Origin of the sequence: Actinacidiphila sp. bgisy167 (assembly GCF_965342175.1) — a bacterium.
Classification (GTDB): Bacteria; Actinomycetota; Actinomycetes; order Streptomycetales; family Streptomycetaceae; genus Actinacidiphila.
On sequence record NZ_CBDRBL010000073.1, the window covers coordinates 22,227 to 35,348 of the forward strand.

9 protein-coding genes are annotated in these 13,122 nt (G+C 72.9%); 4 read left to right on the plus strand and 5 right to left on the minus strand.

Annotated features, from left to right (window positions below):
• Positions 1-24: 24 nt before the first annotated feature.
• Positions 25-1,311 carry a geranylgeranyl reductase family protein gene (locus ACRWND_RS23950; protein ID WP_431952756.1) on the minus strand — a complete coding sequence of 429 codons (1,287 nt, stop codon included), beginning with the start codon at positions 1,309-1,311 and terminating at the stop codon, positions 25-27.
• 100 nt (positions 1,312-1,411) lie between these two features.
• Here ACRWND_RS23950 and ACRWND_RS23955 point away from each other — a divergent pair, with 100 nt between their 5' ends.
• Positions 1,412-2,770 carry a dipeptidase gene (locus tag ACRWND_RS23955; RefSeq protein ID WP_431952744.1) on the plus strand — a complete coding sequence of 453 codons (1,359 nt, stop codon included), beginning with the start codon at positions 1,412-1,414 and terminating at the stop codon, positions 2,768-2,770.
• 33 nt (positions 2,771-2,803) lie between these two features.
• Here ACRWND_RS23955 and ACRWND_RS23960 read toward each other — a convergent pair whose 3' ends face one another.
• On the minus strand, positions 2,804-3,844 hold the full coding sequence (locus ACRWND_RS23960; protein ID WP_431952746.1) for an NUDIX hydrolase: 1,041 nt from the start codon (positions 3,842-3,844) through the stop codon (positions 2,804-2,806).
• Between the two features lie 915 nt (positions 3,845-4,759).
• On the opposite strand from ACRWND_RS23960, the gene ACRWND_RS23965 reads away from it, so the two are divergent.
• The gene (locus ACRWND_RS23965; protein ID WP_431952748.1) at positions 4,760-5,770 is read left to right on the plus strand and encodes a polyprenyl synthetase family protein; all 1,011 of its coding nucleotides are present in this window, start codon (positions 4,760-4,762) and stop codon (positions 5,768-5,770) included.
• A 588-nt stretch (positions 5,771-6,358) separates the two neighbouring features.
• Here the strand turns inward: ACRWND_RS23965 and ACRWND_RS23970 are convergent.
• Positions 6,359-7,366, minus strand: a complete 1,008-nt coding sequence (locus ACRWND_RS23970; protein WP_431952750.1) for an ROK family protein — start codon at positions 7,364-7,366, stop codon at positions 6,359-6,361.
• 86 nt (positions 7,367-7,452) lie between these two features.
• On the opposite strand from ACRWND_RS23970, the gene ACRWND_RS23975 reads away from it, so the two are divergent.
• Entirely contained in the window at positions 7,453-8,439 is a 987-nt protein-coding gene (locus tag ACRWND_RS23975) for a LacI family DNA-binding transcriptional regulator (RefSeq protein WP_431952758.1), read from the plus strand.
• Positions 8,440-8,697: 258 nt separating this feature from the next.
• On the opposite strand, the gene ACRWND_RS23980 is transcribed toward ACRWND_RS23975, so the two are convergent.
• Positions 8,698-9,108, minus strand: a complete 411-nt coding sequence (locus ACRWND_RS23980; protein ID WP_431952760.1) for a Fur family transcriptional regulator — start codon at positions 9,106-9,108, stop codon at positions 8,698-8,700.
• 377 nt (positions 9,109-9,485) lie between these two features.
• On the opposite strand from ACRWND_RS23980, the gene katG reads away from it, so the two are divergent.
• Complete coding sequence (katG, locus tag ACRWND_RS23985; RefSeq protein WP_431952752.1) at positions 9,486-11,717, plus strand: catalase/peroxidase HPI; 2,232 nt, start codon at positions 9,486-9,488, stop codon at positions 11,715-11,717.
• 80 nt (positions 11,718-11,797) lie between these two features.
• Here the strand turns inward: katG and ACRWND_RS23990 are convergent, their stop codons facing one another.
• Positions 11,798-13,078, minus strand: a complete 1,281-nt coding sequence (locus ACRWND_RS23990) for a DUF6986 family protein (RefSeq protein ID WP_431952754.1) — start codon at positions 13,076-13,078, stop codon at positions 11,798-11,800.
• Between the last annotated feature and the right edge of the window lie 44 nt (positions 13,079-13,122).

The following is a 13,122-nucleotide window of genomic DNA, read 5'->3' on the forward strand; positions in this document are numbered from 1 at the left end:
GTGCCGGAGAGCGCCCTTGCAAGATCAGCGACGGTCGAAGGACTCCAGTGCGCGACGAGCCAGCGGATGGGTGCGGACGAGCTCGCCGAGCGAGCTGGATCCGCGGGTGATCCTGGCGAAGGCGTTCCACGCGGGAGGAAGGGTGGTCAGAGCGGCGTGCAGCAGACCGGGACGCTTCTCGAAGATGCTCAGCATGCGGCGGCCGACGCCCATCTCGACACCGAGGCCGGCCTTGACGGCGAAGGAGTAGTTCAGTGCCTGACGGCGCGCGTCCACCGCGTCGTGCGCCTCGGCGATCCGTACCGCCCACTCCCCCGCCAAACGGCCGGAACGCAGCGCGAAGGAGATGCCCTCGCGGGTCCACGGCTCCAGCAGGCCCGCCGCGTCGCCGCACACCAGCACGCGGCCCCGGGAGAGCGGGGAGTCGTCGGCGCGGCAGCGGGTGAGGTGGCCGGAGGAGATGGTCGGCTCGAAGCCGGCCAGACCGAGCCGGCCGACGAAGTCCTCCAGGTATCGCTTGGTGGCCGCGCCTTCGCCGCGGGCCGAGATGACGCCCACCGTGAGGGTGTCGCCCTTGGGGAAGACCCAGCCGTAACTGCCGGGCAGCGGACCCCAGTCGATGAGCACCCGGCCCGCCCAGTCCTCGGCGACCTCCGCAGGGACCGGGATCTCGGCCTCGAGGCCCAGGTCCACCTGGGCCATCTTGACGCCGACATGGGCGCCTATCCGGCTGGCCGAGCCGTCGGCGCCGACCACCGCGCGGGTGAGGATCGTCTCGCCGTCGTTGAGCACCACCGCGACGGTGCGCCGGTCCGGGACGGAGGCGCCGTGCTGCTCGACGCGGGAGACCGAGGCCCCGGTCCGCAGGCGCGCGCCCGCGTCGACGGCCGCGTCCACCAGCCGGGCGTCGAACTCGGGCCGGTTGATCAGACCGAAGAGCATCTGCCGCGACCGGCGGGTCCGGCTGAGCCGGCCGTTCAGACTGAAGGTCACCGCGTGCACCCGGTCCCTCAACGGGAGCTCGAAGCCCGGCGGCAGCGCGTCGCGGGAGGGCCCGATGATGCCGCCGCCGCAGGTCTTGTAGCGGGGCAGTTCAGCCTTCTCGAGCAGGAGCACACGGCGTCCCGCACTTGCCGCGGCGTAGGCCGCCGAGGATCCGGCCGGTCCGGCACCCACCACGACAACGTCCCACACCGCTGTGCCGTCGACGCCGTCCGCCGAGTCGCCGTCCTGCGCCTGGTACTCGCTGCTCACGTGTGCTTCCCGCTCCCGTTCGACCCGCCGACTGCCGTCGCTCCCGCTCAGCCGCATACTAATCCGCGGGGTGAGCGAGGCTGCCTGTGGCACCATCGATCACGCCCACCTGCCCACGAACATCGCGTTCGACCTGTCCCACCCATCAGGAGCGCTCATGTCCGCCGCACCACTCGCCGCAACCGTCGCCGCCCTGATGCCGCGGGCCCGGACCGAGCTGGCGGAGCTGGTCTCGTACCGCTCGGTGGCGGATCCGCGGCAGTTCCCCAAGAGCGAGTGCGAGCGGGCCGCCACCTGGATCGCCGACGCGCTGCGCGCTGAGGGCTTCGAGGACGTCGCCCTGCTGGACACCCCGGACGGCACGCAGTCGGTCTACGGCTACCTGCCCGGACCCGAGGGGGCGCCCACCGTGCTGCTGTACGCGCACTACGACGTGCAGCCGCCGCTGGACGAGGCCGGCTGGCTGTCGCCGCCCTTCGAGCTCACCGAGCGCGACGGGCGCTGGTTCGGGCGCGGCGCGGCCGACTGCAAGGGCGGCCTGATCATGCACCTCACCGCCCTGCGCGCGCTGCGCGAGAACGGCGGGGTCCCGGTCGGCGTGAAGATCATCGCCGAGGGCTCGGAGGAGCAGGGCACCGGCGGCCTGGAGCGCTATGCGGAGGAGCACCCCGAGCTGCTCGCCGCGGACGCCATCGTCATCGGCGACTCCGGCAACTTCCGCGTCGGCCTGCCGACCGTCACGGCGACCCTGCGCGGCATGGCGCTGGTCGACGTCAAGGTGACCACGTTGGAAGGCAACCTGCACTCCGGCCAGTTCGGCGGCGCGGCACCGGACGCGCTGGCCGCCCTCGTGCGCATCCTGCACACGCTCCACGACGACTCCGGCGCCCCCTCCGTGACCGGTCTCACCGCCGACGCGGCCTGGGACGGGCTGCAGTACGACCAGGGGGACTTCCGCAGGGACGCCAAGGTGCTCGAGGGCGTGGACCTGATGGGCGGCGGCACGGTCGCCGACCGGCTCTGGGCCCGCCCGTCGGTCACCGTCATCGGCATCGACGCCCCTCCGGTCGTCGGCGCCACGCCGTCCGTGCAGGCCACAGCGGGCGCGAAGGTCAGCCTGCGAGTGCCGCCGGGCGTGGACGCCCATCAGGCAGCCAAGCTGCTGATCGCCCACCTCCAGGCGGCCGCCCCCTGGGGCGCCCGTGTCGAGGCCACCCAGGTCGGCAGCGGCCAGCCGTTCCGGGCGGACACCTCCAGCCCGGCCTACGCCTCCATGGCGGAGGCGATGCACGCCGCGTACGGCACGGAGATGGAGATCGCCGGCATGGGCGGCTCGATCCCGCTCTGCAACACCCTTGCGACGCTCTACCCCGACTCGGAGATCCTGCTGATCGGCCTGAGCGAGCCGGAGGCGCAGATCCACGCGGTGAACGAGAGCGTCTCCCCCGAGGAGTTGGAGAAGCTCGCGCTCACCGAGGCGCTCTTCCTGCAGAAGTACGCCGCCAAGGCGGTCTGAGGACGCGGGCGGCCGGAGGGCTCCGGCCGCCCGTCAGCCGCCCACCGGCACACCGGCCTCCAGATTGAGGACAGTCGCCCTCTCACGAGCCCTCAGCGCCCAACGCAGCCGCGTGTACCGGACGGGCGGCAGCATCGCGGCGGCCTCGTCCTCCGTGGCGAAGCGCCAGCCCCGCAGTTCGGCGCCGGGAAGCAGCAGGCTCTCGGCGTCGGCCGCGGTCAGCCGCCCGCCGTCGAAGAGCAGCCGCAGGCCGCCGTATCCCGGCGGCAGCGGCGGTTCCCAGTCGACGACCAGCAACCGGGGCACGTTAGGGAGCCGCAGGCCGAGTTCCTCGGCGACCTCCCGTATGCCGGCCCGCGCCGGGGGCTCCCCCGGCTCGACGACCCCGCCGGGGAACTCCCAGCCGGGCTTGTAGGTCGGGTCGACCAGCAGCACCCGGTCATCCTCGTCGAACAGCAGCACCCCCGCCGCGAGGGTCTCCGCGGTGGGTTCGGGGGTCTGCACGATGTCGCAGGCGCCCGCGCCCTCCTGTATCGCATCGGCTATCCGTTCGGCCGTCGCCCGGGCCGCGAGCCGCGAGGTGTCGAGCAGGTGGGCGTCGGCTGTGAGCCAGGTCAGGGCCTCCCGGTAGGCGGGCAGGTGGTCCAGGCACCAGGCGCGGATCCCCGCGCCGGCCTCAGCGCCGCCCAGGACCTCGGCGCGCTGGTCGACCCGCTCGCGCAGAACCGTTTCCTCGGCGTGCAGCAGCACATGCCGCACAGGAATCCGGCGGGCCGCCAGGCCGCCGAAGATCTCGTCCCGGTACTCCTGCCGCAGCAACGTCATCGGCACCACCAACGGTCCGCCGCCCACCTCCGCGAGCAGCGCGGCGGCGGTGTCGACGACCAGCCGCCGCCACGCAGGCAGTTCCCGGTAGTCGCCGACTTCGCCCAGCCGTTTCTCCGGGAGCATCAAGCGCAATCCGCTGCCGATGAGTGCCGGATCGTAGAGCACACTGCCCGGCAGCAGTTCGAGCAGTTCGCATGCGACAGTGCTCTTCCCTGCGCCGAACGCGCCGTTGAGCCAGACGATCACGGTGCCCCCTCTTCCGTAGCCCGGTAGCCCCCTACGAATTGCCCGGATCATCGCCGTCGGCAAACGCGCAGACCCGGCCATCGGCGCATACCGGTGACTTCGGAACCCGGGAACACGGTGGTCATCCCTCGTCGCGCCCCGAGCGCTCCGGCGCCGTCGCCCGGGACCACACGGCCGCTAGGGGCCACAAGGGGGTCCGCGAAGCCGACCTCGGCTGCCGGTGCCCTCCGACGCCGCGGCGGCGTCCACGCGCCGCGTGAGGACGGAAACCTGCGGGAGACGGGGCGCCCCGGAGGAGCTGAATACCGTTCCGGGCGGACGGACGGACGGAGGAGTGGAGGGGTGGAGGGGTGGAGGGCGAGCGGGTGGCTCCGGGGCTCCGGCCGGGTGCCGTCGAGGACGGCGCTGAGCCGGGCCCGTCGTCGCCTCGACGGTCCCGCCCATGCACTGCGCGCCGGCCGCTCCAGCCGCCCAGCGCCCGCCGAAGCACCGACCGGCGAAGCCGTTCTCGACAGACCGTCGCCGCCCGGCCCGCGGTCAGCCGGCCCGGCGTCGGCCGGCACATCCCGGCACCACACCGTCGCGAGGGTATCCGGTGCCGGCGCCACGGCCGGAACAGGGACTTTGACCCAAGAGGTGGCCGCGCCGCAGGGGCGTTTGACGCATGCAGGCGACACGACCCGGCTGGCACGATCACCGACAGGAGGGACCCATGGGGCCTCCCAGCGCGTCGCGTTCGACGCGACGCCTCCAGACGCAGGTGAATTGTCCCCGCAGATTCCTTGCCTCATGGGGTTCCAAAGGTGTTCGACGACGTTGAGAGATCGTCGTCGCAGGAGAGGGTATGAGACAAAGTCCGAGAGCGCGTCGCTTCTGGGGCGGGGACGGGCAGCGCCTGCAATGAAGAGAGCACCGGTGACCACCCCCGGGAAGTTTCCCCTGCACTTTCGTCACGCACGACTGCAGTCGGTGATCCAGGAGGGGCTGGCCGACGTCGAGAACCTTCTGCACGCGTCCGTGAAAAGCGATCTGCCGCTGCTCGACGAGGTCTCGCACCACCTCATCACGGCGGGTGGCAAACGCTTCCGGCCCGCACTGACGCTGTTGGCGGCGGAGTTCGGCGACCGCGACGCCCCGGCAGTGGTGAAGGCCGCCGCCGCGGTGGAGCTGACCCATCTGGCCACCCTGCACCATGACGACGTCATGGACGAGGCACTCGTGCGGCGCGGTGTCGCGAGCGTCAACGCGCGCTGGGGCAACCGCATGGCCGTCCGCTCGGGGGATTTCCTGCTCGCCCGTGCCACCCAGCTCGCGGTCTCCCTCGGCTCGGATGTCCTGCAGTCACACGGAGGAGTGCTGCGTCGCCTGGTCCGGGGGCAGGCCCTGGAGGTGAACGGGCCTCGCGAAGGCCAGGACCCGGTCGAGCACTACTTCGAGGTGATCGCCGACAAGACCGGGGCGCTGGTCGCGGCAGCCACCCGTTTCGGTGCGCTCCTCGCCGGCGCCGACGGCCACACCGTGCGGCTGATGGACGAATTCGGCGAACGTATCGGCGTCGCTTTCCAACTGGCCGACGACATCCTGGACATCAGCGGTGAGGTCGGCGAATTCGGCAAGCGGATCGGCACCGACCTCCGGCGCGGAGTGCCCACGCTTCCCGTCCTGCTCATCAGGTCCACGTCGCCCGTCGCCGGCGATGCGACCGACTCCCGGCTTCGCCTGCTGCTCCAGGAGGACCTCACGGACGACACACGGCACGCGGAGGCCCTGCACCTGATACGCCGTCATCCCGCTTTCGCCGAGGCGCGGGCACGTACCCTGCGCCAGGCCGAGAGCGCCCGCGATCTGCTGGCTCATCTGCGGCGCAATCCTGCTCGGACCGTCCTGGAGGATCTGTGCACCGCCGTCATAGAACGGATCGCTTGAGGCGACACAGCGCAACGCCCGGGACCACGCGCCGCCACCCCGGCTCAGGGGCGCGGCCAGGACCCCGCACGAGAGCCTGACGGGACCCATCGCGGCCCGCCACCCTGGGTGAGGCGCTGCTGCCCTCCGGAGCCCTCCTCCGCAGCCGCGCACACCGCGCCGCCACGCGGGTCCTGCGCTCACGCCCGCCGCTACGGGTCCACCGAGCGGGTGGACGGACGTCCGGGCGGCCTGGGCAGGGACGTCGCACCGGCCCGTCCGCCGGTGTGCGCACGAGTGCCACAGGGCCGGGTTTTCCGGTGCGGCATGCCCGAGCCGTGCGGCCCACGGGAGCCGGCCTGGTGTGTGACGGCCCGGTCTGTGACGGCCCGGGGTCTGATCCGGGCTGGGGTGCGACGACCGGGGCCGGTGTCGGATCCGGGGGCCGGTGCCCGATTCGGAGCCGGCCGCTCACGGGCGGGCACGCCGCCGGACCCGTTCCGGGCCGCCGCACGCACCGGGCCGGCCCGGTCCCCTCAGCACCGCCACTCGCGGCCGTCCGGTCGGTGCACCCGGTGCCCGGTGCTACGGCATGACGCCCTGCGTCTGCTACGCGCCGGTCGCGAAGGGCTCCAGGCGCAGCGCCTGCGCCGCGGCGGCGGCCGCGCCGACGAGGCCCGCGTCCGTGCCGAGCACCGCGGGGACGACCTTCACCCCGGAAGCGAAGGACAGCGTGGCGTACCGGCGCAGGTGCGCACGGACTGGATCGAAGAGCAGCGGCCCCGCGCCCGCGACTCCGCCGCCGATCACCGCGACGTCGATCTCCAGCAGGGTGGCCGTCGCGGCGATGCCCGCGGCCAGCGCCTGAGCCGCCCGGTCGTAGGACGCGAGAGCGAGGGCGTCGCCCTCGCGGGCGGCCCGGGCGACAGCGGCGGCGTCGGACTCCTCCCCGTGCGCCGGACGCCAGCCGGACTCCAGGGCGCGGCGCACGATGTTCGGCCCGCTGGCCAGGCGCTCGACACAGCCGCGGCTGCCGCAGGGGCACACGTCGCCGTCGAGGTCGACGCTGATGTGGCCGATGTGCCCGGCGTTGCCGGTCGGGCCGGGCTGGAGCTTGCCGCCGAGGACGAGACCGCCGCCGACGCCGGTCGACACCACCATGCACAGCGCGTTGTCGTGCCCGCGGGCCGCACCCTGCCAGTGCTCGGCCGCGGTGATGGCGATGCCGTCGCCGGTGAGCACGACCGGCAGCCGGCCGACCCGCTCGCCCACCTGGGCGACCACCGGGAAGTCCCGCCAGCCTGCGATGTTGACGGGGCTCACCGTGCCCCGCGATGCGTCGATCGGCCCGGCGCTGCCGATGCCCACAGCGGCCACTCGCGGCCAGTCGGCCGACTCCTGCAGCCCGGTCAGCACCTCCGAGAGCGCTCCCATGACCGTCGTCGCGTCCCGGTCGGCCGGTGTCGGGCGCTGGACGCGTACGAGCAGGTCACCAGCGGCGTCCACCAACGCGCCCGCGATCTTGGTGCCGCCGATGTCCACGGCGGCGATCAGCGGGCCCGTACCGGCGGCACCCGACGGCGGGACGATGGACTCGGCAGAGCTCTCGAACGGCATGGGCGTAGTGTCGCCCTTTGTTGACAACGTTGTCCAGCCCATAGGATCACGGCGTGACCGATATTCCGCGCACCGCCCGCCCCACCATGAAGGATGTCGCGGCCCGGGCCGGGGTCGGCCTGAAGACGGTATCGCGTGTCGTCAACGAGGAACCGGGCGTCACCGAGGACACCATCTCGCGTGTCCAGGCGGCCATCGACGCCCTCGGATTCCGCCGCAACGACAGCGCGCGGTTGCTCCGCAAGGGCCGCACGGCCAGCATCGGGCTGGTCCTCGAGGACCTCGCCGATCCCTTCTACTCGCCGCTCAGCCGTGCCGTCGAGGACGTGGCGCGGGCGCACTCGACGCTGCTGTTCACCGGATCGAGCGCCGAGGACGCCGACCGCGAGCAGGAGCTGGTGCTCGCCTTCTGCGCCCGGCGCGTCGACGGGCTCGTCATCGTGCCCGCCAGCGACGACCACTGCTACCTCGAACCGGAGATCGCCGCCGGCGTCGCCACCGTCTTCGTCGACCGCCCCGCCGGCGGCATCGACGCGGACGTGGTCCTCAGCGACAACGCCGGAGGCACCCGTGAGGGCACCGCCCACCTCATCGCCCACGGGCACCGGCGCATCGGCTTCATCGGCGACCTGCCTCGCATCCACACCGCGGCCGAGCGTCTGCGCGGCTACCGGGAGGCGATGGAGGCCGCCGGGCTTCCTGTGCACGAGAACTGGGTGTCCTGCGGACCGACGGCTCCGGGCCGCGTCCGTGCCGCCGTGGAGTCCATGCTCAGCGGCCCGGAGCCGGTCACCGCCCTGTTCGCCGGCAACAACCGGATCACCGTGACCGCGGTACGGGTCCTCGCCGACCGGCCCGATGTGGTCGCGCTCGTCGGTTTCGACGACTTCGAGCTCGCCGACCTGCTGCGTCCCGCGGTCACCGTCGTCGCCCAGGATCCCGGGCAGCTCGGGCGGACCGCGGCCGGCCTGCTCTTCCAGCGGCTCGGCGGCTCCGCGGGCGCCCCCAAGCGGGTCGAGCTCGACTGCCGGCTGATCCCGCGCGGGTCCGGCGAGATCCCGCCGGCGCTGTAGCGGCGCGGCGTCGCATCAGCAGACGGCTCCCGCACGACCCGCCGACGCCCGCGTACGGGCACCGGGCCGGCGTCGTCACGTGCGCGGGCCGCTCCGGCAGGAGTTGTGGCGGCGCCGGGAAGCCGTCATGGCGCGCCGCGGGCCGCGCCCAGCAGCCTCGACCCCGCGGCCGGGCCGCACCCGGACCGACCGCGCCCCGGCCGCCCCACCGGGCGCACGGACACGCAGGCGCGCGGACGAGCGATACGCAGAAAGCGCTCAGGAACAGGCCGGGCACAGTCCGCGGTAGGTCACCTCGGCCGCCGAGACCGTGAACCCGAACCGCTCCTCGGCGGGGAGGTCGGCCAGCGGGTCCCCGGTCGGGTGGACGTCGCGCACGGCGCCGCACGCGGAGCACACAAGATGCTGGTGCGGACGGTGCGCGTTGGGGTCGTAGCGCTTGGCCCGGCCGTCGGTCGAGACCTCCATGACCTCGCCGAGGGAGACCAGCTCGCCCAGGGTGTTGTAGACGGTCGCCCGGGAGATCTCGGGCAGCAGACGTGCGGCGCGGGCGTGCACCTCGTCCGCCGTCAGGTGCACGTGCTCGCCGTCGAGGACCTCCGCGACGACACGTCGCTGGGACGTCATGCGCCAGCCGCGCCCGCGCAGTCGCTCCAGCAGGTCACTCATGTATGCCCACCCGTTCAGCTCGGAAGCCCGGAGGGCGCGCGTACACGCGTCCGGGTTCTGGTTGCCCATGGAGTTGATGCTCTTCTTGACTTGGACTGCGTCCATCGTAGGATCGGTTCCGGCGCCAGCCAAGGGACAGGAAGACTCCAGTACGGCAGAAGAGAGAGACGTGACGGGCCCACCGCCGAGCAGCCGCGGGGTGCCGCCTGGGAGCCACGGGCACCCGCGTCGCACTGCCGCAGGCGGTCCGGCACCCCTCCGTCGTCGCCAGACCGCCGGTGAGCCCCTCGCGCGCTCAACGCGGCGGCCCTCGCCCGAACGCGTCCGACGGCCCGCAGCCCTGAGCACCGTGATCCACCAGGTCCGGAAGGATTCCCATGTCTGAGAACCATGAAGCAATCGTCACAGACCCCAAGACGGAGGGTGTGAACGGTTGCCCCGTCGCGCACGGGCGCGCCCCGCACCCGACCCAGGGCGGGGGGAACCGGCAGTGGTGGCCGGAGCGGCTGAACCTGAAGATCCTCGCCAAGAACCCGGCGGTGGCGAACCCGCTCGGTGAGGACTTCGACTACTCCGAGGCCTTCAAGGCCCTCGACCTCGCCGCCGTCAAGAAGGACATCCTCGACGTCCTCACCACCTCGCAGGACTGGTGGCCGGCGGACTTCGGCCACTACGGCCCGTTCATGATCCGCATGGCGTGGCACAGCGCGGGCACCTACCGCATCAGCGACGGCCGCGGCGGCGCCGGCGCCGGCCAGCAGCGCTTCGCCCCGCTCAACAGCTGGCCGGACAACGGGAACCTGGACAAGGCCCGCCGCCTGCTGTGGCCGGTGAAGAAGAAGTACGGCCAGAGCATCTCCTGGGCCGACCTGATGATCCTGACCGGCAACGTCGCGCTGGAGTCGATGGGCTTCAAGACCTTCGGCTTCGCCGGCGGCCGCGAGGACGTCTGGGAGCCGGAGGAGGACGTCTACTGGGGCCCCGAGACCACCTGGCTCGGCGACGAGCGCTACACGGGCGACCGCCAGCTCGAGAACCCGCTCGGCGCCGTCCAGATGGGCCTGATCTACGTCAACCCGGAGGGCCCCAACGGCAACCCGGACCCGATCGCCGCCGCCCGCGACATCCGTGAGACCTTCCGCCGGATGGCGATGAACGACGAGGAGACCGTCGCCCTCATCGCCGGCGGCCACACCTTCGGCAAGACCCACGGCGCCGGTCCCGCCGACAACGTCGGCCCCGACCCCGAGGCCGCCTCCATGGAGGAGCAGGGCCTCGGCTGGCGGAACAGCTACGGCACCGGCAAGGGCGCGGACACCATCACCAGCGGCCTCGAGGTCACCTGGACCAGCACCCCGACCCGCTGGGGCATGGGCTTCTTCGAGAACCTCTTCGGCTACGAGTGGGAGCTGACGACCAGCCCGGCCGGCGCAAACCAGTGGGTCGCGAAGGACGGCGCGGGCGCGGGCACGATCCCCGACGCGCACGACTCCTCCAAGAGCCACGCCCCGACGATGCTCACCACGGACCTCGCGCTGCGGTTCGACCCCGTCTACGAGCAGATCTCGCGGCGCTTCCTCGCGAACCCGGACGAGTTCGCGGACGCCTTCGCCCGCGCGTGGTTCAAGCTGACCCACCGCGACATGGGTCCCGTCGTCCGCTACCTCGGCCCCGAGGTCCCGTCCGAGACCCTGCTGTGGCAGGACCCGCTGCCGGCGCGGACGCACGAGGTCGTCGACGCCGCGGACATCGCGGCCCTGAAGGAGCAGGTCCTCTCCTCGGGCCTGACCGTCTCCCAGCTGGTCTCCGCCGCCTGGGCGTCGGCCTCGACCTTCCGCGGCAGCGACAAGCGCGGCGGCGCCAACGGCGCCCGTGTGCGTCTGGAGCCGCAGCGCGGCTGGGAGGTCAACGACCCCGAGCAGCTCGCCGGGGTGCTGCGCACCCTGGAGGGCATCCAGGAGTCCTTCAACGCGGCGCAGTCCGGTGACAAGCGGATCTCGCTGGCCGACCTGATCGTGCTGGCCGGTGCCGCCGCCGTCGAGAAGGCCGCCGCGGACGCCGGTCACCCGGTCGAGGTGCCGTTCACGCCGGGCCGTGTGGACGCCGGGCAGGACCAGACGGACGTGGAGTCCTTCGCCGCGCTCGAGCCGGCCGCGGACGGGTTCCGCAACTACCTCGGCAAGGGCAACCGCCTGCCCGCCGAGTACCTGCTGCTCGACAAGGCGAACCTGCTCACCCTCAGCGCCCCCGAGATGACGGTCCTCGTCGGCGGTCTGCGCGTCCTGGGCGCCAACCACGGGCAGTCGTCGCACGGCGTCCTCACCGCCACCCCCGGGTCGCTGACGAACGACTTCTTCGTCAACCTGCTCGACCTGGGCACCTCGTGGAAGGCGACCTCCGAGGACCAGTCCACCTTCGAGGGCCGTGACAACGCCACCGGCGAGGTCAAGTGGACCGGCACCCGTGCCGACCTCGTGTTCGGCTCCAACTCCGAGCTGCGCGCGCTCGCGGAGGTCTACGCGAGCGACGACGCGAAGGCGAAGTTCGTGACCGACTTCGTCGCGGCGTGGGCGAAGGTCATGGACCTCGACCGGTTCGACCTGGTCTGATCGTCCGCAGCACCGGGACGTCCGGGCCGGCCCACGTGGGGGCGGCCCGGACGTCTTCGTATGCGCGCAGGCCTGGGGCCTCAGACGCCGGGGGCCCGGCCCGCGAGGGCGTCGAGGTCGGCGCGAACCAGCCCGGTGGCGGCGGCGACCTCGGAAGAGTCGAGCGCGCCGCAGTCGAGTCCACGCAGCAGGTAGCCGCTCAGCGCCCGGGCCGTCGCGGGTTCGTCCATGACGTCCCCGCCGGCCTTGGCGACGTAGGCCGCGAGCCGGGCCGCCGCCGCGTCCAGGCCCTCGCGGTAGAAGGCGTAGACCGCCGCGTACCGCGTGGGCAGATGGCCGGGATGCATGTCCCAGCCCTGGTGGTACGCGCGGGCCAAGGAGCGGCGGACCAAGCCGTAGTGCAGCCGCCAGGCCTCGTGGACCCGGGCGCCGGGACCGACGGGCAGCACATTGGTGGCGCCGTCGGAGAGCCGCACGCCCGTGCCGGCGGCGGCGACCTGCATGACGGCCTTGGCGTGGTCCGCGACCGGGTGGTCCATGGACTGGTACGCCGCGCTGACCCCGCAGGCGGCGCTGTAGTCGAAGGTCCCGTAGTGGAGCCCGGTGACCCGGCCTTCGGCGGCGTCGATCAGGCGGGCCACCGTCGCCGTCCCGTCCGGCCCCAGGATGGACTGGGTGGTCTCGATCTGGATCTCGAACCGCAGGCGTTTCTCGGGCAGTCCGCGTGCTCTCTCGAACTCCTCGGCGATCCGGACGAACGCCCTCACCTGCTGGGGGAAGGTGACCTTGGGCAGGGTCAGCACCAGGCCGCCGGGCAGAGCGCCGGCCTCCATCAGACCGGTGAGGAAGACATCGAGGGTGCGGATGCCGCGGTCGCGCACGGCGGCCTCCATGCCCTTCATGCGGATGCCGACGTAGGGAGGTGCGGTCCCGTCCGCGACGGCGCGGGCCACGAGACGGGCGGCGCGGGCGGCCGCCGCGTCCTCCTCGTCGTCGGGGCGGGAGCCGTAGCCGTCCTCGAAGTCGATCCGCAGGTCCTCGACCGGTTCGCGCAGCAGCTTGGCCCGTACGCGGTCGTGGACGGGCTCGGCGAGCCCGGCCGGCAGACCCAGTACGCCGGCCAGCCGCGCCGCGTCGGGGGCGTGTTCGTCCAGGGCGGCGAGGGCGCGGTCGCCCCACTGGCGCACGGTGTCGGCGGCGAAGGCGTCAGCGGGGACGTAGACGGTGTGCACGGGCTGCCGGGAGCCGGGGTCCCCGGGGTAGCGGCGGGCCAGTTCGGCGTCGACGGCGGCGAGGGAGGCGCCGATGTCTCGCCGTACCGCGTCGGCGAGCGAGGTGCGGACCGTCTCGTGCGGAGCCATCGGACACCCTCCCGGTCTTCAACAAATCGTTGAATTGAAGCTAA

Bases quoted from the DNA above. Each gene is read 5' to 3' on its own strand.
- ACRWND_RS23950 (WP_431952756.1), bottom strand. From the start codon at position 1,311: ATGCGGCTGAGCGGGAGCGACGGCAGTCGGCGGGTCGAACGGGAGCGG.
- ACRWND_RS23980 (WP_431952760.1), bottom strand. From the start codon at position 9,108: ATGAGTGACCTGCTGGAGCGACTGCGCGGGCGCGGCTGGCGCATGACG.
- katG (WP_431952752.1), top strand. From the start codon at position 9,486: ATGTCTGAGAACCATGAAGCAATCGTCACAGACCCCAAGACGGAGGGT.
- ACRWND_RS23990 (WP_431952754.1), bottom strand. From the start codon at position 13,078: ATGGCTCCGCACGAGACGGTCCGCACCTCGCTCGCCGACGCGGTACGG.
- ACRWND_RS23975 (WP_431952758.1), top strand. From the start codon at position 7,453: ATGAAGGATGTCGCGGCCCGGGCCGGGGTCGGCCTGAAGACGGTATCG.
- ACRWND_RS23955 (WP_431952744.1), top strand. From the start codon at position 1,412: ATGTCCGCCGCACCACTCGCCGCAACCGTCGCCGCCCTGATGCCGCGG.
- ACRWND_RS23970 (WP_431952750.1), bottom strand. From the start codon at position 7,366: ATGCCGTTCGAGAGCTCTGCCGAGTCCATCGTCCCGCCGTCGGGTGCC.